The 19,789-nt window shown below is 66.6% G+C and carries 15 protein-coding genes; 13 read left to right on the top strand and 2 right to left on the bottom strand.

Features of this window, described 5'->3' with window-relative positions; genetic code table 11:
• Window positions 1-3 precede the first annotated feature (3 nt).
• On the bottom strand, window positions 4-237 hold the full coding sequence (locus OG729_RS14115; RefSeq protein ID WP_360882659.1) for a hypothetical protein: 234 nt from the start codon (window positions 235-237) through the stop codon (window positions 4-6).
• 322 nt (window positions 238-559) lie between these two features.
• Here OG729_RS14115 and OG729_RS14110 point away from each other — a divergent pair, with 322 nt between their 5' ends.
• The 7 genes from OG729_RS14110 to OG729_RS14080 all read left to right on the top strand — a co-directional run bounded on the left by OG729_RS14110 (window position 560) and on the right by OG729_RS14080 (window position 12,081).
• Entirely contained in the window at window positions 560-2,857 is a 2,298-nt protein-coding gene (locus OG729_RS14110) for an ABC transporter family substrate-binding protein (protein ID WP_405806324.1), read from the top strand.
• A 291-nt stretch (window positions 2,858-3,148) separates the two neighbouring features.
• On the top strand, window positions 3,149-5,023 hold the full coding sequence (gene typA / locus OG729_RS14105) for a translational GTPase TypA (protein ID WP_360882653.1): 1,875 nt from the start codon (window positions 3,149-3,151) through the stop codon (window positions 5,021-5,023).
• A gap of 829 nt (window positions 5,024-5,852) precedes the next feature.
• On the top strand, window positions 5,853-6,890 hold the full coding sequence (locus OG729_RS14100; RefSeq protein ID WP_360882650.1) for an ABC transporter permease: 1,038 nt from the start codon (window positions 5,853-5,855) through the stop codon (window positions 6,888-6,890).
• A gap of 98 nt (window positions 6,891-6,988) precedes the next feature.
• Window positions 6,989-8,785 (top strand): ABC transporter substrate-binding protein, encoded by a 1,797-nt coding sequence (locus OG729_RS14095; RefSeq protein WP_405806322.1) that lies wholly within the window; start codon window positions 6,989-6,991, stop codon window positions 8,783-8,785.
• Between the two features lie 107 nt (window positions 8,786-8,892).
• Window positions 8,893-9,870: an ABC transporter permease gene (locus OG729_RS14090; RefSeq protein WP_360882644.1), complete on the top strand. Its 978-nt coding sequence runs from the start codon at window positions 8,893-8,895 to the stop codon at window positions 9,868-9,870.
• Window positions 9,871-9,880: 10 nt separating this feature from the next.
• Entirely contained in the window at window positions 9,881-10,942 is a 1,062-nt protein-coding gene (locus OG729_RS14085) for an ABC transporter ATP-binding protein (protein WP_405806321.1), read from the top strand.
• Window positions 10,943-10,956: 14 nt separating this feature from the next.
• The gene (locus OG729_RS14080) at window positions 10,957-12,081 is read left to right on the top strand and encodes a dipeptide ABC transporter ATP-binding protein (RefSeq protein ID WP_360882637.1); all 1,125 of its coding nucleotides are present in this window, start codon (window positions 10,957-10,959) and stop codon (window positions 12,079-12,081) included.
• Between the two features lie 100 nt (window positions 12,082-12,181).
• On the opposite strand, the gene OG729_RS14075 is transcribed toward OG729_RS14080, so the two are convergent.
• Window positions 12,182-12,718 (bottom strand): hypothetical protein, encoded by a 537-nt coding sequence (locus OG729_RS14075; RefSeq protein ID WP_360882634.1) that lies wholly within the window; start codon window positions 12,716-12,718, stop codon window positions 12,182-12,184.
• A 204-nt stretch (window positions 12,719-12,922) separates the two neighbouring features.
• Here OG729_RS14075 and OG729_RS14070 point away from each other — a divergent pair, with 204 nt between their 5' ends.
• The 6 genes from OG729_RS14070 to OG729_RS14045 all read left to right on the top strand — a co-directional run bounded on the left by OG729_RS14070 (window position 12,923) and on the right by OG729_RS14045 (window position 19,579).
• On the top strand, window positions 12,923-13,879 hold the full coding sequence (locus OG729_RS14070; protein ID WP_405806319.1) for a GNAT family N-acetyltransferase: 957 nt from the start codon (window positions 12,923-12,925) through the stop codon (window positions 13,877-13,879).
• A 123-nt stretch (window positions 13,880-14,002) separates the two neighbouring features.
• Window positions 14,003-15,628: an ABC transporter substrate-binding protein gene (locus tag OG729_RS14065; protein WP_405806318.1), complete on the top strand. Its 1,626-nt coding sequence runs from the start codon at window positions 14,003-14,005 to the stop codon at window positions 15,626-15,628.
• A gap of 24 nt (window positions 15,629-15,652) precedes the next feature.
• Window positions 15,653-16,576, top strand: a complete 924-nt coding sequence (locus OG729_RS14060) for an ABC transporter permease (protein ID WP_405806316.1) — start codon at window positions 15,653-15,655, stop codon at window positions 16,574-16,576.
• Window positions 16,569-17,549: an ABC transporter permease gene (locus OG729_RS14055; RefSeq protein ID WP_360882623.1), complete on the top strand. Its 981-nt coding sequence runs from the start codon at window positions 16,569-16,571 to the stop codon at window positions 17,547-17,549. The genes OG729_RS14060 and OG729_RS14055 overlap by 8 nt, the downstream gene beginning before the upstream one ends.
• Window positions 17,550-17,559: 10 nt before the next feature.
• Window positions 17,560-18,534, top strand: a complete 975-nt coding sequence (locus OG729_RS14050; RefSeq protein ID WP_405806314.1) for an ABC transporter ATP-binding protein — start codon at window positions 17,560-17,562, stop codon at window positions 18,532-18,534.
• Window positions 18,527-19,579 carry an ABC transporter ATP-binding protein gene (locus tag OG729_RS14045; protein ID WP_405806312.1) on the top strand — a complete coding sequence of 351 codons (1,053 nt, stop codon included), beginning with the start codon at window positions 18,527-18,529 and terminating at the stop codon, window positions 19,577-19,579. Before OG729_RS14050 ends, OG729_RS14045 begins: the two co-directional genes overlap by 8 nt.
• Window positions 19,580-19,789: the final 210 nt, after the last annotated feature.

The raw sequence follows: 19,789 nt of genomic DNA, 5'->3' as shown, positions 1-19,789 counted from the left end.
CTCCTAGGGGGCGTGTCGGTCGCGCGCGCCCAGGCCCTCGTCGTCCGAGTCCGTCCACAGCGCGTGGTTGTACGGGGCGTCGGGAATGGTGACCAGCTCGGGACGGCCCGCTTGCTTCGGCTCGGCAGCGGTGACGGGGCCACGCAGCTGATCGACGGTGCGCTCCAGCTCTCCGACACGCTGGACGAGCTCGTCGAGGCGCTGCTTGATCGCCGTCAGATCTTCCTGCTGGGACATGACTTGCCCTCACTTCCGCAGGGTGCGGTGGCATCGCTCATGCGCCAGCGAGTGTTGCGCGTCACATCCCCGCTTGTGAAGGGATGTGCAGGGATTGATCGGCGCATGGGCTTGCAGCGCGCCCCTTGTGGCTGGTTTCTCACTCCCCCCATTTTCTCCCTTTTGGTGACACTATGCCCGTCTCTTCGTTGGGCTGCACGGGTGGCGTTGGGGGCGCGCACCGCCGTGTCGCCGCCGCCCGCCGGTTCCCGTCCACTTCAGTGGACGGGAACCGATGTGATCATCGCTAAATGTCAGAAAACAGGACGAAGAGGTACAAGTCATGTCCCAGGTCGATGCGCCACGCGGGAGGACTTGCTCCCGGACGCTCCGCTCCGTCGCACTGCTCACCAGCGGGGTGCTCTCCCTCCCGGTCCTGACGGGCTGCGCTTCGGACGAGGCCGAGAACACCGGAAAGGCCGCGGCCCAGGACATCGCGGCCACCAGGCGGGACCGGATCGCCGACGGGGGCTCCCTGCGCTGGGCGATCGACGCGTTGCCCACCACGCTCAATGTCTTCCAGGCCGACGCCGACGCCGCCACCACGCGCGTCGCGGGGGCCGTGCTCCCCTCCCTCTTCGTCCTCGACAAGAGCGGCAGCCCGCGGCGCAACCCCGACTACGTCGAGTCCGCCAAGGTCGTCAAGCGCGAGCCCAAGCAGGTCGTTCTGTACAAGCTCAACCAGCAGGCGGTGTGGAGCGACGGCCGGGAGATCGGCGCGGCGGACTTCGTCGCCCAGTGGCGTGCGCTGAACGGGAAGGACTCGGCCTACTGGACCGCGCGCAATGCCGGGTACGAGCGGATCGAGAAGATCGAGAAGGGTGCCGACGACCTCGAGGTCAAGATCACCTTCAAGAAGCCCTACGCGGACTGGAAGTCCCTCTTCACCCCGCTGTATCCGAAGGAAGTGACCGGGACCCCGGCCTCCTTCAACGACGGGGCCCGCAGCACGCTCAAGTCGACGGCCGGTCCCTTCCAGCTGAAGTCCGTCGACCGCAAGGCCGGCACCACCACCCTCGTACGCAATCCCCGCTGGTGGGGGCAGCAGGCCAAGCTGGACCGGCTGGTGCTCACCGAGGTGCCGCGCGAGAAGCGGGCCGCGGCGCTTGTCGAAGGCACGCTCGATCTCGCGGACGTCGACCGGAGCACGGCGGACCGTATCGTCCTCGCGGCACGGGACAAGGGCTCGAAGAAGGCCCACGGACCGGGCGCCGCCGTCGCCGAGTCCGAGGCGATCGAGGCGTACACCGCCGAGGAGAGCGCCCTGCGCCGCTATGTGGTCCGCAAGTCGCTGGAGCCCGCGTACACCCAGCTCGCGCTCAACGGTGAGACGGGGCCGCTGGCCGACGACCGGGTGCGCCGCGCCGTGGCCCGCGCGCTGAACCGCAAGGAATTGGCCGAGACCGTACTGACCCCGCTCGGCCTGCCCGCCACGCCGCCCGGCAGCCATCTGGCACTGGTCGGCCAGCGGGCGTACAAGGACAACAGCGCCGCGCTCGGTGAGCAGAACACGGAGGAGGCGCAGGCGCTGCTGGCCGACGCGGGCTGGACGACTGACGGGGCTCGGATGAAGCCCGCCCCGGCGAAGGCGGGCAACGAGGCGAAGGCCTCGCCCAGCGTTTCGTCGAAGGCCTCGCCCAGCGTTTCGTCCAAGGCGTCGCCCGGTGCTTCGCCCAGCGGGTCGGCCGGCACGTCGCCCAAGGCATCCGCGAGCACATCCGCCAGCACGTCCGCCAAGGCGTCGACCAAGGCGTCGCCCGCGGCGGCACCCGAAGCCGCCGAGAAGGAAGCCGCCCACAAGAAGAAGGAAGAGGACGTCGCGTCCAACGACGGGATGTACATCGTCGGCGACGACAAGCCCGCAGGCCACGGCCACGAGGCCGGTACGCACATCCTCGCCCCCGCCCCCGCCGCGGCCCTCCAGGGGATGGCCGTGAAGCGCCAGGCCCGGTCGCTGGACGGCGGGGTCCCCGGAGCGTACGCGCCGCGCGGCACCGCTGCCCCCGCCCGCGCGAGCGGCCGCATCGGCAAGAACGGCAAGCCGCTCACCCTGCGCTTCGTACTCCCCTCGGGGCCCGGCTCCGAGGCGCTGCGCGCAGTCGGCGACAAGATCGTTCGGATGCTGGACCGCATCGGTGTGCACACCGAGATCACCAAGGTCGCCGACGACAGCTACTTCAAGGACCACGTCGCCTCGGGCAACTACGACCTTGCGCTGTACTCCTGGCCCGCCACCGCCTACCCGGCGACCGACGCCCGCCCGATCTTCGCCAAGCCCGTGCCCGCCACCGACGGATCGCTGCTGGTGGAGCAGAACTACACCCGTGTCGGCTCCGACTACGTCGACCAGCTCTTCGACCGGGCGGCCGCCGAGCTGGACGAGGACGCAGCCCGTGATCTGGTGCGCCGGGCCGACGCCCGGATCTGGGCCGCCGCCGGATCCATCCCGATCTACCAGCGCCCCGAGCTGGTCGCGGCCAGACCGGATGTGGCCAACGCCGGGGCCTTCGGCTTCGGCACCCCCCGCTACCAGGACATCGGCTTCAAGAAGCCGAAGGCAGCGAACGGCCCCAAGAAGTAGCGGCTGCCGGAAGCGGCAGGTCAGAACCTCAGAACTGGCTCAAGTCCCTTGCCCGTCGGCAGCGCCGGCGGGCAAGGTGGTGCCACCCTTGACCCGGGGCTCCACACCCAGGCACCACACCGGCATCACCACACTCCCCGTGCTGCAGAAACCCTCCCCCGATCGGACCGGGAAGCCCCTTGCGCGGCGTGCCCGTACCATAGGACTAGCCGTGGCGTGTCCGCCCGGCGGGCGGACGAGGCTACGACCGTCAGACGCCTGATCCCACGATCGAGAGAAGCGCCAGCCAGCATGCCCACGCGCCACGACATCCGTAACGTTGCCATCGTCGCCCACGTCGACCACGGCAAGACCACCCTGGTCGACGCCATGCTGAAGCAGGCCGGCGCCTTCGCCGCGCACGCCGCCGAGCACCTCGACGACCGCATGATGGACTCGAACGACCTGGAGCGTGAGAAGGGCATCACGATCCTGGCGAAGAACACCGCCGTGAAGTACCACCCCAAGAGCGGCGGGGACCCGATCACCATCAACATCATCGACACCCCCGGCCACGCCGACTTCGGCGGCGAGGTGGAGCGCGGTCTGTCGATGGTGGACGCGGTCGTCCTGCTCGTCGACGCCTCCGAGGGCCCGCTGCCGCAGACCCGCTTCGTGCTCCGCAAGGCCCTCCAGGCCCGGATGCCCGTCATCCTGTGCATCAACAAGACGGACCGCCCGGACTCCCGGATCGACGAGGTCGTCAACGAGACCTACGACCTCTTCCTGGACCTGGACGCGGACGAGGAGCAGATCGAGTTCCCCATCGTCTACGCCTGCGCCCGTGACGGTGTCGCCTCGCTGACCAAGCCGGAGGACGGCACCGTCCCGGCCGACAGCGAGAACCTCGAGCCGTTCTTCAACACGATCCTCGAGCACGTCCCCGCCCCGGAGTACGACGAGGCCGCGCCGCTCCAGGCCCACGTCACCAACCTGGACGCCGACAACTTCCTCGGCCGTATCGCGCTGTGCCGCGTCGAGCAGGGAGAGCTGAAGAAGGGCCAGACCGTCACGTGGATCAAGCGTGACGGCACCATGTCCAATGTCCGGATCACCGAGCTGATGATGACGGAGGCGCTCACCCGCAAGCCGGCCGAGAAGGCGGGCCCGGGCGACATCTGTGCCATCGCCGGTATCCCGGACATCATGATCGGTGAGACCCTCGCCGACCCCGAGAACCCGATCGCGCTCCCGCTGATCACGGTCGACGAGCCCGCCATCTCCATGACCATCGGTACGAACACCTCGCCGCTGGTCGGCAAGGGCGGCAAGGGCCACAAGGTCACTGCCCGCCAGGTGAAGGACCGGCTGGACCGTGAGCTGATCGGTAACGTCTCGCTCCGCGTCCTGGACACCGAGCGTCCCGACGCCTGGGAGGTCCAGGGCCGAGGCGAGCTCGCGCTGGCCATCCTGGTCGAGACCATGCGCCGGGAAGGCTTCGAGCTGACCGTCGGCAAGCCCGAGGTCGTCACCAAGGAGATCAACGGCAAGGTCCACGAGCCGATCGAGCGCATGACGATCGACTCGCCCGAGGAGCACCTCGGCGCCATCACCCAGCTGATGGCTACCCGCAAGGGCCGCATGGAGACGATGACCAACCACGGCTCGGGCTGGGTCCGCATGGAGTGGATCGTCCCGTCCCGCGGCCTTATCGGCTTCCGTACGGAGTTCCTCACCCAGACCCGCGGTACGGGCATCGCGCACTCCATCTTCGAGGGCCACGAGCCCTGGTTCGGCGAGCTGCGCACCCGTCACAACGGTTCCCTGGTCGCCGACCGCTCGGGTTCGGTCACGCCGTTCGCGATGGTCAACCTCCAGGAGCGCGGTGTCATCTTCACCGAGGCCGGCACCGAGGTCTACGAGGGCATGATCGTCGGCGAGAACTCCCGCGCCGACGACATGGACGTGAACATCACCAAGGAGAAGAAGCTCACCAACATGCGTGCCGCCTCCGCGGACACCACCGAGAACGTGGTGCCCGCCCGGAAGCTGTCGCTGGAGCAGTCCCTGGAGTTCTGCCGCGAGGACGAGTGCATCGAGGTGACCCCGGAGACCGTGCGTATCCGCAAGGTCGTCCTGGACCAGAAGGAGCGCGGCCGCACCGCCTCGCGCGCCAAGCGCAACTGACGGGCCGCGGGCGCCCCCGCCCGCACCCCTGTCCGGCAACGGCCCGGACGACCCCGCCAGGGGGTCGTCCGGGCCGTTTGTGTGTGTCGCATCGCATGGAAAACTGCCCGGACAGAACACGGGTCGGGGCTTGTCCGTCAACAGGTTTTCCCACCCCACTTGTTCGGCTATCGGACGTTGCTCACCGGAAACCTGTATTAACAGTCCGTTTCGCGGGTGTCTGTCTGCGATCCCTTTGTCCGAATTTTGGGCCTCTGGGGTGAGGTGATGTTGCCAAAACGAGATGCTTTAAGTGTGGTTTGCAGCCTGAACTTACCCAATAGTTGGCTTCATTGAGCTCGGGTCAACGGGTCACGCGCTTTGGGGAGCGCCGACTCACGAGCACACGAGGTACTGCTCTTCGCCGTCAGGGGTGTCGGCGGGTGTCATGTACCCAACCTTGAGTGAATACGTGGACTCCTGAGGAGGAACCCATGCGCGGTGCCACGAGCGCCAGTGGGGACGGGTCGTCGCAGACGACTCGTACGGCCGGTTTTTTGCAGCGCACTTCATCCGGTCAGGTCGCTGGCAGCGGCCGGCGAATCTGACACTCGGTCAACCGCTCGGCTCGCGCTCCTGGGGATGGAATCCATCCCGATCAACGCTCTTTCCAGCCTTCTTGCACGTGGGTACTCCCCTGGGCAGAAGGTGACGCGACCGCACCCTTCCAGGGCGGCGGACGCCGGCAGGGGCAATGTCACGCGACAGCCATGACGGTCCGAGTGCAAACCGCTCGGCCGTCACAGCGCGCAGGATCGCGGGTCACCCGACACCCGTGAATGGACACATCATGACCAGTCCAATTGAGACCGAGGGCGCCGACGCCTCTGTCGCCTTGGACAAAGACACCGCGACCGAGACGGACACCGCGGACAGCAAGAACCTCACCGGCCGCTCACCCGGGCAGCTGATGTGGGCGCGCTTCAAGCGCGACCGCACGGGCGTGATCTCCGCCTGCGTGGTGCTCTTCTTCTTTGCCATTGCCGCCCTGGCCCCAGTGATCTCCGCCCTGTACGGCAAAGACCCGTACACGCTGTACCCGACCAAGCCGGAGTACGCGACCCTGCTCGACGACTTCTCGATGCCGTCCGGCGGCTTCGGTGGCATCTCCGGAGACTTCTGGTTCGGTGTCGAGCCCTACCTGGGACGCGATGTGCTCACCATGCTGCTCTACGGCATGCGCACCTCGCTGTACATGGCGCTCGTCCTGACGCTCTTCAGCGTGCTCACGGGCGTGATCATCGGCATGGTGGGCGGCTACTTCGGCGGCAAGGTCGACTACTGGCTCGGCCGGGTGACCGACTTCTTCCTGGCCTTCCCGAGCCAGCTGTTCTTCATCGCCTTCATGCCCGTCGTGACCGCGCTGTTCGTCTCTCCGGCGGACGAGACCCCCACCTACCTGCGCGCCGTCGCGATCCTGCTGGTGATGTGGTTCCTCGGCTGGATGGGCATGGCCCGTCTGGTACGCAGCTCCGTACTCTCCCTGCGCGAGCGGGAGTTTGTGGAGGCGGCCAAGGTCTCGGGCGCCTCACGGTGGCGGATCGTCCGCAAGGAGATCCTGCCCAACATCGTGACGCCGATCCTGGTGCAGGGCACCTACACGCTGCCCAGCTCCATCCTCAGCATCGCCTTCCTCTCGTACGTCGGTGTCGGCTTCGTGGAGCCGACACCCGACTGGGGCCGGATGTTCGCCATCGGTTCCAAGATCTACGAGCAGGACCCGGCGTTCATGATCTTCCCGGGCGTGGCCATGGTGGTTTTCGTCCTCGCCTTCAACCTTCTTGGCGACTCGGTCCGGGACGCGTTCGACCCCAAGACCGGACGGTGACGTCCATGGGCGGGGGTAACTGCCGCTCCCGCGCCGGGCAACCGGACGGTCAGGCAGCTCTTTTGGATAACAACCGACAGGTAGGTGCAACGAGCATCATGAAGCCCATTCACTCGCGCTCCGCACGCGCCATAGTCGTCGCTGTCGCGGTCGGCTCGCTGGCGCTCACCGGCTGCTCCAAGGACAGCGGCGGTAACGGCAAGGACCAGTCGAAGTCCAAGCAGGACGCTGCGGCCCAGTCCAAGCCGGTCGTCTACGCCGACGCGGCTGCCTCCAACGGTCCGGCGGCAGAGGTCCCGGGCGCCAAGCCCGGCGGCAGCATCAATGTCTTCACGCAGTCGGACCTGTCCCACATGGACCCGGGTCAGATCTACGTGAGTGACGCCGGCCAGTTCGCCAACCTGGTGCACCGCAAGCTGACCAACTACCAGGAGGACGACAAGGGCAACCTGACGGTCGTCGGTGACGTTGCCACCGACTCCGGCAAGTCCTCCGACGGCGGCAAGACCTGGACGTACACGCTCAAGGACGGCATCAAGGACGAGGACGGCAACGCCATCACCTCGGCCGACGTCCGTCACACCATCGAGCGTCAGTACGCGAAGGTGATCTTCGACGGTCCGACCTTCGTGCAGAGCTGGCTCTCCGGCTCCGACTACCGCAAGGCGCTCCCGGACGGTCCGTACAAGGGCAAGCACCTTCCGGACAGCGTCCTCGCGACCCCGGACGCGAAGACTGTCGTCTTCCACTTCGACAAGCCGCGTCCGGACCTCCCGCAGGCGCTGGCCATGGCCGGCTACGGCATCGTCCCGCAGAAGGACGACACGAAGGAGAAGTACGACAAGGCCCCGAAGTCGCTGGGCCCGTACAAGGTCGCCGAGTACAAGGCCGGCAAGTCCCTGAAGCTGGTGAAGAACACCAACTGGGACCCGAAGACGGACGCCGTGCGCCACCAGTACGTCGACGGCTACACCTTCACCACCACGATCGACCAGGCCAGCCAGACCAAGCGTCTGGTCGCCGACCAGGGCGAGTCGAAGAACGCCATCCAGTTCACCGACTCGGTGGACCCGGCGCAGATGCAGTCCGTGATCAGCAACGCGGCGGTCAACAAGCGCACGATCAAGGGCTACCAGCCCTACGTGTGGCAGATGAGCTTCAACCTGGACCGTCTGAAGGACAAGAAGGTCCGCGACGCGATCACCTACGCGATCCCGAACCAGCGCATGATCCAGGCCGACGGTGGCAAGTACGGCGGCGAGCTGGCCGGTGGTCTGTTCGCTCCGACCCTGCCGGGCTTCGACGCGAAGTACGACCCGTTCGGCAAGCTCAAGATGCCCAACGGTGACCCGGAGAAGGCCAAGAAGCTCCTCGCGGAGGCCGGTGTCAAGAAGGGCACCAAGCTCACCTACGCCTACTCCAACACCCCGCGTGGCCAGAAGCAGATGGTCATCATCAAGGACGCGCTGAACGCCATCGGCTTCGACGTTCAGGCCAAGGAGATCGAGCGCGCCACGTTCTACGAGCAGATCGGCAAGCTCAAGAACCCGTACGACCTCTACATGACCGGCTGGGGCCAGGACTGGTCCTCCCCGTCGACGGTCGTCACCCCGGTCTACGACGGCAAGCTGATCGCCGACGGTGCCCCGAACTACTCCCACATCAACGATGAGAAGGTCAACACCCTCATCCAGGAGGCCCTGGTCCTGCAGCCCGAGGCCGCGGCCAAGAAGTGGGAAGAGGCGCACCACCGCATCATCGAGGAGATCAACCCGTCTGCTCCGGTCTACTACTCGAAGCAGATCCAGCTCTTCGGCTCCAACATCGGCGGTGCCCGGTACAGCACGAACTCGAGCTACATCGACATCAACCGGCTGTACCTGATCAAGCCGTAACACCGAATCACGGCTGATCCGTGGGGGTGTGCGCCAGGCGGAGCGCACCCCCACGGACTCCAACCCCTCACAACCCCCGCCGCTTCCGAAGAGAGCAGCCTCCCGCGATGCTTCAGTTCCTCATCCGCAGGTTGATCGGCGCCGTCGTGATCATGTTCCTGATCGGCGCGTTCACGTTCTTCCTGTTCTACACAATCCCCCAGGACTTCGCCGAGCTCTCCTGCGGCAAGAACTGCACGCCGGAGAACATCGCGGTCATCCGCGAGAACCTCGGCCTCGACAAGCCCATCACCGCACAGTTCTGGGACTTCATGGTCGGTATCGTGACCGGCCGGGACTTCCCTGTCGGGCACTGCCCCGCACCGTGCCTCGGTGTCTCCTTCAGTACGGGCGACTTCGTCTGGGCCTCCATCATGGACCGCTTCCCGCTGACGCTTTCGCTGACCATCGGCGGTCTCATCATCTTCCTGGTGCTGGGACTCGCCTCGGGACTCATCGCCGCATGGAAGCGCGGTACCGCGGTCGACAAGGCCGTCAGCGGCGCATCGATGGTGCTCAGCTCGTTCCAGATCTACTTCCTTGGGCCGATCGTTCTTGGGATCTTCGTGTACAGCACGGGCTGGATGGAGAACCCCAAGTACGTTTCGTTCACGGACGATCCGGTCGGCTGGGGCGTCGGGCTGCTGATCCCCTGGGCCGTCATGGCAACGATCTTCACCGCGCAGTACACGCGTATGGCTCGTTCCACCATGATCGAGCAGCTTCAGGAAGAACATGTCCGCACCGCGCGGGCCAAGGGCATGCGACAGCGGTACGTCTTCTTCCGCTACGCCTGGCGCGGCTCGCTGGCTCCCATCGTCACCATCCTCGGCATGGACCTCTCCGGCCTCCTCGCGGGCGCCGTGGTCACCGAGTTCACCTTCGACCTGGCGGGCGTGGGCCGTCTCGCGGTGGAGTCCTCGCTGACCAAGGACCTGCCGCTGACCATGGGCGTGATGCTGTTCGGGGCCTTCTTCATCCTGATCCTGAACATCATCGTGGACCTCGCCTACGCCTACATCGACCCGCGCGTGCGCCTCGCCTAGGAGAACGACCGTGACCACACTGACCAAGACCGAAGACACACCGGCCCCGACCGGGCCGGAGTCCTTCCTCTCGGTCCGCGACCTGCGGGTGCGGTTCTCCACCGAGGACGGCATCGTCAACGCGGTCGACGGCCTCTCCTTCGATGTCGAGCGCGGCAAGACCCTGGGCATCGTGGGCGAATCGGGCTCCGGCAAGTCCGTCACCAACCTGACCGTCCTCGGTCTGCACAACCCGAAGACCACCGCCGTCGAGGGCTCGATCCGACTCGACGGGCAGGAGCTGACCGACGCCTCCGAGAAGCAGCTCGAGAAGCTTCGCGGCAACAAGGTCGCGATGATCTTCCAGGACCCGCTGACGGCGCTCTCGCCGTACTACACGGTGGGCCGGCAGATCGCCGAGCCGTTCATGAAGCACACCGGCGCCTCCAGGAAGGAGGCGAAGGCGCGGGCCATCGAGATGCTGGACAAGGTCGGCATTCCGCAGCCCGCGCTGCGCTTCAACGACTACCCGCACCAGTTCTCCGGCGGTATGCGCCAGCGCGCGATGATCGCCATGGCGCTGATCTGCGACCCCGACCTGCTGATCGCCGACGAGCCGACCACCGCGCTCGACGTCACCGTGCAGGCGCAGATCCTCGACCTGCTCAAGGATCTCCAGCAGGAGTTCGGGTCGGCGATCATCTTCATCACCCACGACCTGGGCGTCATCGCCAACATGGCTGACGACCTGCTGGTGATGTACGCGGGTCGGGCGGTGGAGCGCGGCAGCGTCCGCGAGGTGCTCCAGGCACCGCAGCACCCGTACACCTGGGGTCTGTTGAGCTCCATGCCGCGCCTCGGTGGTGACATCGACGAGGCGCTCATGCCGATCCCCGGCTCCCCGCCGAGCCTGCTCACACCGCCGTCCGGCTGCCCCTTCCACCCGCGCTGCACCTTCACCGAAAAGGTGAGCGACTCGCGGTGCTCCGGTGAGCGGCCGCTGCTGGCCGAGGGGCGGGCCGCTGCCTGCCACCTCACGGCGGATCAGAAGCAGACCATCTTCATCGATCAGATCAAGCCCCGGCTGGGCTAGGGAGACGCAGAGACATGAGTGAAAACGTCACTCTGCCTAAGCAGCAGGGAACATCAGATGCGGCCGACGACCCGGGCGAGGCACTGCTCACGGTCGAGGGCCTGACCAAGCATTTCCCGATCTACGGCGGCTTCCCCTTCAAGCGCCAGGTCGGCGCCGTCAAGGCGGTCGACGGGATCGATCTGACCGTGCACGCCGGTGAGAGCCTCGGCCTCGTCGGTGAGTCGGGCTGTGGCAAGTCCACGACCGGACGGCTGATCACCCGCCTGCTCGAACCGACCGGCGGCAGGATCACCTACTCCGGGCAGGACATCACCCACGCCAGCCGCAAGCAGCTGGCGCCGATCAGGTCCGAGATCCAGATGATCTTCCAGGACCCGTACTCGTCGCTGAACCCGCGGCAGACCGTCGGCACCATCATCAAGAGCCCGATGGAGGTCAACGGCATCAACCCGCCCGGCGGGCGGGAGAAGCGGGTGCGGGAGCTGCTGGAGACCGTTGGTCTCAACCCGGAGCACTACAACCGCTTCCCGCACGAGTTCTCCGGCGGCCAGCGGCAGCGCATCGGTGTGGCGCGGGCCCTCGCGCTCGAACCGAAGCTGATCGTCGCCGACGAGCCGGTCTCGGCGCTGGACGTGTCGATCCAGGCGCAGGTCGTCAACCTGCTGAAGAAGGTCCAGGACGAGCTGGGTATCGCCTTCCTGTTCATCGCCCACGACCTCGCGGTCGTGCGGCACTTCTCGCAGCGCGTGGCCGTCATGTACCTGGGCAAGGTGATGGAGGTCGCCGACCGCGACTCCCTCTACAACAGGCCCCGCCACCCGTACACGCACGCACTGCTCTCGGCCGTGCCCGAGGCAGACGTCGACGCCGCGAAGAAGGAGCGGATCCGTCTCTCCGGCGACGTTCCCTCCCCGGTGCTGCCGCCGTCCGGCTGCCGCTTCCGCACCCGCTGCTGGAAGGCGCAGGACAAGTGCGCGACGGAGGAGCCGCCGCTGGTGCAGATCTCCGGGAACCGGGCGGGCCACCTGACGGCCTGCCACTTCCCTGAGGAGCCGACGACCGAGGGGCGTACCGAGGACGTCGTTCTCGACCCGGCGCTCGCGGCGCTCGAGGACCAGAGCGGTTCCGACGACTGACGCGTATGCAGGGAAATGCCCCGGCCGCCTTGTGGTGGCCGGGGCATTTCCATTCACGGCCCGGGGGAATTCACTCCCGGGGGTCGGTCCTTGGTATTCGTCAGGAGTACTGAATACCCCACAGATTGTTGTTCGCCTTGACCGGGATGATGCCGGGCTTCTTGTAAACCGTCTGCGTCTTGCAGACGCCGCCGGCTCCCGTGAAGACCCGGTACTTGTGCGCCGTGAAGCTCTTGGCGTCGTGATACATCATCAGCCGGCCCTTGGTCTTGCCGGCCTTGCGCTGCACGGTGGCCGAATAGGTCCAGGTGTCGGACTTGGTCCAGGTCTTGGCAAGAGAGACGCTGAAGGACGTGCTGGCCTTGGCGAAGATGACGCCGGCTTCGGCGCCGACGGTTGCCGTGCCGGTGGCGGTCCAGCTGCCGGTCTTGTTCTTCGCGTAGCTGATGGTGACACCAGGGCGGGCCCAGTCGCTGTGGATGTTGGTGGGCTTCCACACCGTCTTCTTGTTGATGATGGTGATGTAGGTCCCGGTCGAGTCGCATCCCTGAACTCCCGCATTTGCGGGTGCGGCTGCGACGATGGTGCCACCGCTGATAATGACAGCGGCGAGCGCCGTGCTGAGAGCACGCCTCATGCCAGATTTCCCCTCGTTTTGGTCTCACCGTGCTGGCTTGACCGGTCGCCGACAACTGTGGCCCAACCGGCGGGGAGTTGGAATCCATTTGAGGAAAAGCTGAGCTTAACTTCCGTGCGGTTAAAGGAAGTTGACGGTTACACAGAAATCCGCGGGTCGGGAAAATCGTTTGCGCATCCGCGCTCCGGACCGAATAGTGGCGGCATGTCCTTTACTGTCCGGCCGGCCACCCCCGAGGATGCGCCCGCCGTCTGTGCACTGCTGAATGCGGTCGATGTCGCCGAGACCGGGCGAGCGCAGACCGAGCTCAGCTCCGTCGAGACCGATCTGACCCGCTCCGAGGCCGATCTGGAGCACAACTCCTGGCTGGCGTTCGAGGACGGCAGGCTGGTGGCGTACGGACTGCTGTGGGACGACTCCGGGGCCGAGCGCATCGACATCGACCACTATGTGCTGCCCGAGCACCAGGCCGCGGGCGAGCATCTGCTCGATCTGATGCAGGTACGGGCCGCGCAGAAGGCCGCCGCCAACGGAGCCGAGCGTGCCGTCGTCCACCTCCACCTCAATGTCCGCCCCACGCTGGACACCGCGCTGCTCACCAGTCGCAGCTGGGAGACCGTGCGCCGCTACAACGTACTGACCCGGCCGCTGTCCGCCGCGGTCGATCACGTCCCCGCACCGCCGCCCGGGCTCACCCTGCGCGACTGCCGCGACGAAGCGGACCGCAGGCGCGCCCATCAGCTCTTCGAGGAGACCTTCGCCGACCACTACGACCATCAGCCGCGCAGCTACGAGCAGTGGCTCGAGGACCGTGGCAAGGGCATCGACTGGTCCCTGGTGTGGATCGCCTCTCTTGCCGGCTCCGGCGATGTCGCCGTGGTGATTACCCGGGACGACCGGGAGGCCATGGGCTGGATCCCGAACCTCGGCGTACGCAAGCAGGCCAGGGGCCAGGGGATAGCGAGCCATCTGCTGCGCCATGCCTTCGGCGTCTATGCCGGGCGTGGTCGCGACACCATCGGCCTGGGCGTGGACACCGGCAATGCGACGGGTGCGCTGCGGCTGTACGAGGCCCATGGGATGAGCCTCTCCTTCGCAGTGGACACCTGGGAGGTGACACTGAAGGCCGATCCGCCGGTTCGTCCGGACGGCCGAGGATAGGCAGGCTCGTCCGGACGGCCGAGGATAAGCAGGCTCGTCCGGACGGCCGAGGATAACGTGCGGTCTGCATAGACATGGGGTGTATTCGGTCCTAAGGAGACTCGGGACCACAGGAGGCACTCCATGCGTGGAGCGACGCACGCCAGATGGGCCGCAGGCGCGGTGGCCGTCGCTCTCGCGGCGACGGCCTGTGGCGGCGGCAGCGACAGCGGTGGTGGCGCCGCAGGGATCGTGAGCTCCTCCTGGGGCGATCCGCAGAACCCGCTGGAGCCCGCGAACACCAACGAGGTGCAGGGCGGCAAGGTCCTCGACATGGTCTTCCGTGGCCTCAAGCGGTACAACGCCAAGACCGGTGCGGCCGAAGACATGCTCGCCGAGAAGATCGACACCTCGGACTCGGTCAACTTCACGATCACCATCAAGGACGGCTGGACCTTCAGCAACGGCGAGAAGGTCACCGCCAAGTCCTTCGTGGACGCCTGGAACTACGGCGCCAACCTCAAGAACAACCAGAAGAACGCGTACTTCTTCGGCTATATCGAGGGCTACGCGCAGGTCCACCCGGACACGGGCCAGCCCACCGCCGCGACCCTGTCGGGCCTCAAGGTCGTCAATGACACGAGCTTCACGGTCAAGCTCAACCAGAAGTTCTCCACCTTCCCCGACACCCTCGGCTACTCCGCCTTCTCGCCGCTTCCGCAGGCGTTCTTCACCAGCCACGACTCCTGGCTCGCGAAGCCCATCGGCAACGGCCCGTACACCGTCGACTCGTACGCCAAGGGCTCGAAGATGTCCCTGCGCAAGTGGGACGGCTACCCGGGCCCCGACAAGGCGCAGAACGGCGGCGTCGACCTGAATGTGTACACGGACAACAACACCGCCTACACCGATCTGACCGCGGGCAACCTCGACCTCGTGGATGACGTGCCGGCCGCGCAGCTCAAGAACGTCAAGGCCGACCTCGGCGGCCGGTACATCAACACCCCCGCCGGCATCATCCAGACCCTCGCCTTCCCGTACTACAACAAGGCCTGGAACACCCCGAACGGCGCGAAGGTCCGCAAGGGCATCTCCATGGCGATCAACCGCCAGCAGATCACCGACACGATCTTCCAGAAGACGCGTACGCCCGCGAAGGACTGGACCTCGCCCGTACTCGGCGTGGACGGCGGCTACAACGACACGCTCTGCGGCGAGGCCTGCACCTACAACCCCACCGAGGCCAAAAAGCTGATCACGGAGGGCGGCGGTTTCCCCGGCGGCCAGCTGAAGATCTCGTACAACGCCGACACCGGCTCGCACAAGGAGTGGGTCGACGCCGTCTGCAACAGCATCAACAACGCGCTGGGCAATGACAAGGCGTGCGTCGGCAACCCCGTCGGCACCTTCGCCGACTTCCGCAACCAGATCGGTGAGCACAAGATGCCCGGTCCTTTCCGGGCCGGCTGGCAGATGGACTACCCGCTCATCCAGAACTTCCTGCAGCCGCTCTACTACACCAACGCCTCGTCCAACGACGGCCTGTGGAGCAACCCGGACTTCGACAAGCTCGTCAACGAGGCCAACGCCGAGTCCGACACGCAGAAGGCGGTGCAGACCTTCCAGCAGGCCGAGGAGGTCGTACGCGACCAGATGGCCGCCATCCCGCTCTGGTACCAGAACGGCAGTGCCGGCTACTCGGACCGGGTCTCCAATGTCGCGCTGAACCCGTTCAGTCTCCCTGTCTACAACGAGATCAAGGTGCAGTGACCGACTGACGCCGGGAGGCCCGCGATGGGACGGTATGTGATCCGGCGTCTGCTGCAGATGATCCCGGTCTTCTTCGGCGCGACGCTGCTGATCTTCCTCATGGTGAACGTGATGGGCGACCCCATCGCGGGCCTCTGCGGCGAGCGGCAGTGCGACCCCGCGACGGCCGCGCAGCTGCGCAAGGAGTTCGGCCTCGACATGCCGGTGTGGCAGCAATACCTGACCTACATGGGCAATGTCTTCACCGGCGACTTCGGCACCGCCTTCAACGGCCAGGAGGTCACCGAGCTGATGGCTGAGGCCTTCCCGGTCACCATCCGGCTCACGCTCGTAGCGATCTTCTTCGAGATCATCATCGGCATCACGCTGGGTGTGATCACGGGCCTGAAACGCGGCCGTCCCGTCGACACCAGCGTGCTGGGGCTCACCCTGGTGGTCATCGCGATCCCGACCTTTGTCATGGGTCTCGTCCTCCAGCTGCTGCTGGGCGTCGAGTGGGGCGTCATCAAGCCCGCGGTCTCGCCGGAGGCGCCGCTGAACGAGCTGCTCATCCCCGGTCTCGTGCTCGCCTCCGTGTCCCTCGCGTACGTCACCCGGCTGACCAGGACCTCGATCGCCGAGAACACCCGCTCCGACTATGTGCGCACCGCGAAGGCGAAGGGGCTGCCCAGAAAACGCGTGATCACCCGTCATCTGCTGCGCAATTCACTGATCCCCGTGGTCACCTTCATCGGCACGGACATCGGCGCGCTGATGGGCGGCGCGATCGTCACCGAGCGCATCTTCAACATCCACGGCGTCGGCTACCAGCTCTACCAGGGCATCGTCCGCCAGAACACCCAGACCGTCGTCGGCTTTGTGACCGTCCTCGTGCTGGTGTTCCTGCTGGCGAATCTGCTCGTCGACCTGCTGTACGCCGTACTCGATCCGAGGATCCGCTATGCCTGAGCAGCAGTACAACAACGGGGGAGCCATCGCTTCGACCGGCGCGGGCGGCGGGATGGACCTCGCGACCAGCGAGGGCGCGACCCTGGAGAAGACCCCCGGCGGCCCGCTGGGCACAGGCCCCTCCGAAAAGCCCCGCAGCCTCTGGTCGGACGCCTGGCGCGATTTGCGGCGCAATCCCGTCTTCATCATCTCGGGCCTGATCATCGTCTTCCTGGTGATCATCTCGATCTGGCCGCAGCTCATCGCCTCGGGCAATCCTCTCCAGTGCGACCTCGCCAAGGCACAGCAGGGCTCCCAGCCCGGCCACCCCTTCGGCTTCAACGGACAGGGCTGCGACGTCTACACACGTACGGTCTACGGCGCGCGCACCTCGGTGACCGTCGGCGTCTGTGCCACCCTGGGCGTCGCGCTGCTCGGGTCCCTGCTCGGCAGTCTTGCCGGGTTCTTCGGCGGCGGCGGGGACGCGGTCCTCTCCAGGACCACCGACATCTTCTTCGGCATCCCCGTCATCCTCGGCGGTCTCGTGTTTCTGTCCGTGGTCAACAGCACCACGGTCTGGCCGGTGGTCGGCTTCATGGTGCTGCTCGGCTGGCCGCAGATCTCCCGTATCGCGCGCGGCTCCGTCATCACCGCCAAGCAGAACGACTACGTGCAGGCGGCGCGGGCGCTCGGCGCCTCCAACTCCCGGATTCTGCTGAGGCACATCGCGCCCAACGCCGTCGCCCCGGTGATCGTCGTGGCCACCATCGCGCTGGGTACGTTCATCGCCCTGGAGGCGACCCTGTCCTACCTCGGCGCCGGTCTGAAACCGCCGTCCGTGTCCTGGGGCATCGACATCTCCTCGGCGTCGCCGTACATCCGCAACGCCCCGCACATGCTGCTCTGGCCGGCCGGCGCGCTGGCGATCACGGTGCTCGCGTTCATCATGCTCGGCGACGCGGTGCGCGACGCCCTCGACCCCAAGCTGCGCTGAGGAGCCCGCCATGTTGCTCGAAGTGCGCGACCTGCACGTGGAGTTCCGCATGCGGGACGGCGTGGCCAAGGCCGTCAACGGCGTCAACTACAGGGTCGATGAGGGCCGGACGCTGGCTGTGCTCGGCGAGTCGGGCTCCGGAAAGTCCGTCACCGCGCAGGCCGTCATGGGGATTCTGGACATGCCGCCGGGGCGGATCACCGGCGGCGAGGTGCTCTTCAAGGGGCAGGATCTGCTGAAGCTCAAGGAGGAGGAGCGGCGGAAGATCCGCGGGGCCCAGATGGCCATGATCTTCCAGGACGCGCTGTCGTCGCTGAACCCGGTGCTGAGCGTCGGTGACCAGCTCGGGGAGATGTTCACCGTCCACCGGGGGATGTCGAGGAAGGACGCGCGGGCGAAGTCCGTCGAACTGATGGAACGCGTGGGGATCCCGGGGGCGAAGGAGCGGGTGGGGCAGTATCCGCACCAGTTCAGCGGGGGTATGCGGCAGCGGATCATGATCGCGATGGCACTGGCACTGGAGCCGTCGCTGATCATCGCCGACGAGCCGACGACCGCGCTCGACGTCACCGTCCAGGCACAGGTGATGGAGCTGCTGGCGGGACTCCAGAACGAGCTGAACATGGGGCTGATCCTGATCACCCACGACCTGGGCGTGGTCGCGGACGTCGCGGACACGATCGCGGTGATGTACGCGGGGCGGATCGTCGAGACGGCCCCCGTGCACGACATCTACAAGGCTCCCGCCCATCCGTACACGAAGGGCCTGCTGGACTCGATCCCGCGGCTCGACCAGAAGGGCCAGGAGCTGTACGCGATCAAGGGACTGCCGCCGAACCTGATGAACATCCCGCCCGGCTGCGCCTTCCACCCGCGCTGTCCGCTGGCGCAGGACGTGTGCCGCACGGATGAGCCGCCGCTGTACGAGGTGTCGGACGAGCGCGGCAGCGCCTGTCACTTCTGGCAGGAGGTACTCCGTGACTGAGGCGATCCTCGAGGTCCGCGACCTGGTGAAGCACTATCCGCTGACCCGGGGCATCCTCTTCAAGAAGCAGGTCGGCGCGGTCAAGGCGGTGGACGGGGTCGACCTCGACCTGGTGGCGGGCGAGACGCTGGGCATCGTGGGGGAGTCGGGCTGCGGCAAGTCCACGCTGGCGAAGATGCTGGTGCATCTGGAGGAGCCGACGGCGGGGGCGATCCGCTACAAGGGCGATGACGTCACCAAGCTGTCGGGACGTGCGCTGAAGGCGGTGCGTCGGAACATCCAGATGGTGTTCCAGGACCCGTATACGTCCCTCAACCCCCGGATGACGGTCGGGGACATCATCGGGGAGCCGTACGAGATCCATCCTGAGGTGGCGCCGAAAGGCTCGCGCCGGCAGAAGGTGCAGGACCTGCTCGACGTCGTCGGGCTCAACCCCGAGTACATCAACCGCTATCCGCACCAGTTCTCCGGCGGTCAGCGGCAGCGGATCGGCATCGCGCGGGGGCTCGCGCTCCAGCCGGAGATCATCGTGGCGGACGAGCCGGTGTCGGCGCTCGATGTCTCGATCCAGGCGCAGGTCATCAATCTGCTGGACAGACTGCAGACCGAGTTCAGCCTCAGCTATGTGTTCATCGCACATGACCTGTCGATCGTGCGGCACATCTCGGACCGGGTGGGCGTGATGTATCTGGGCCGGATCGTGGAGATCGGCAAGGACGAGGAGATCTACGAGCATCCGACACACCCGTACACCCAGGCACTGCTGTCGGCGGTCCCGGTACCGGACCCGGCGGCGCGGGAGCGCCGGGAACGGATCATTCTGCACGGGGATGTGCCGTCACCGGCGAACATCCCGTCGGGGTGCCGCTTCCGGACGCGTTGCTGGAAGGCGCAGGAGCGGTGCGAGCTGGAGGTGCCGCTGCTGGAGGTGCCGGAGGTGTTCCGGCGGGGGGAGGGGCCGGCGAAGCATCCGTCGGCGTGCCACTTCGCGGAGGAGAAGCGGGTGGTGGCGCCGGAGCGGGACGCGGCCCCTGACGAGGGGTGACCACGGGCGACATAGGGCAATAAATGCCCATCAATTTCTTTAACACACAGGCAACTTGACCGTCGCAGCTCCGATATACGAACGCGTCACGCTGAACAGCGTACGGCCGTGCGGGTGCCGTAGACCGGCCGGGGCTCGCCATGTGGCCCCGGCCGGTCGCCTTTGCGGTGCATGGGCCCTTGTTGGGGCGGTGTACTCGCGGCCGCAGGG

Source organism: Streptomyces sp. NBC_00210, from assembly GCF_045160975.1.
Taxonomy (GTDB): domain Bacteria; phylum Actinomycetota; class Actinomycetes; order Streptomycetales; family Streptomycetaceae; genus Streptomyces.
Note: the sequence above shows the minus strand (reverse complement) of the source record. Positions and strands in the feature narration are given on the sequence as shown.

What these genes read in the sequence shown, in the direction of transcription:
- OG729_RS14115 (WP_360882659.1), bottom strand. Translation starts at nt 237, where the DNA reads ATGTCCCAGCAGGAAGATCTGACGGCGATCAAGCAGCGCCTCGACGAG.
- OG729_RS14110 (WP_405806324.1), top strand. Translation starts at nt 560, where the DNA reads ATGTCCCAGGTCGATGCGCCACGCGGGAGGACTTGCTCCCGGACGCTC.
- typA (WP_360882653.1), top strand. Translation starts at nt 3,149, where the DNA reads ATGCCCACGCGCCACGACATCCGTAACGTTGCCATCGTCGCCCACGTC.
- OG729_RS14100 (WP_360882650.1), top strand. Translation starts at nt 5,853, where the DNA reads ATGACCAGTCCAATTGAGACCGAGGGCGCCGACGCCTCTGTCGCCTTG.
- OG729_RS14095 (WP_405806322.1), top strand. Translation starts at nt 6,989, where the DNA reads ATGAAGCCCATTCACTCGCGCTCCGCACGCGCCATAGTCGTCGCTGTC.
- OG729_RS14090 (WP_360882644.1), top strand. Translation starts at nt 8,893, where the DNA reads ATGCTTCAGTTCCTCATCCGCAGGTTGATCGGCGCCGTCGTGATCATG.
- OG729_RS14080 (WP_360882637.1), top strand. Translation starts at nt 10,957, where the DNA reads ATGAGTGAAAACGTCACTCTGCCTAAGCAGCAGGGAACATCAGATGCG.
- OG729_RS14075 (WP_360882634.1), bottom strand. Translation starts at nt 12,718, where the DNA reads ATGAGGCGTGCTCTCAGCACGGCGCTCGCCGCTGTCATTATCAGCGGT.
- OG729_RS14070 (WP_405806319.1), top strand. Translation starts at nt 12,923, where the DNA reads ATGTCCTTTACTGTCCGGCCGGCCACCCCCGAGGATGCGCCCGCCGTC.
- OG729_RS14065 (WP_405806318.1), top strand. Translation starts at nt 14,003, where the DNA reads ATGCGTGGAGCGACGCACGCCAGATGGGCCGCAGGCGCGGTGGCCGTC.
- OG729_RS14060 (WP_405806316.1), top strand. Translation starts at nt 15,653, where the DNA reads ATGGGACGGTATGTGATCCGGCGTCTGCTGCAGATGATCCCGGTCTTC.
- OG729_RS14055 (WP_360882623.1), top strand. Translation starts at nt 16,569, where the DNA reads ATGCCTGAGCAGCAGTACAACAACGGGGGAGCCATCGCTTCGACCGGC.
- OG729_RS14050 (WP_405806314.1), top strand. Translation starts at nt 17,560, where the DNA reads ATGTTGCTCGAAGTGCGCGACCTGCACGTGGAGTTCCGCATGCGGGAC.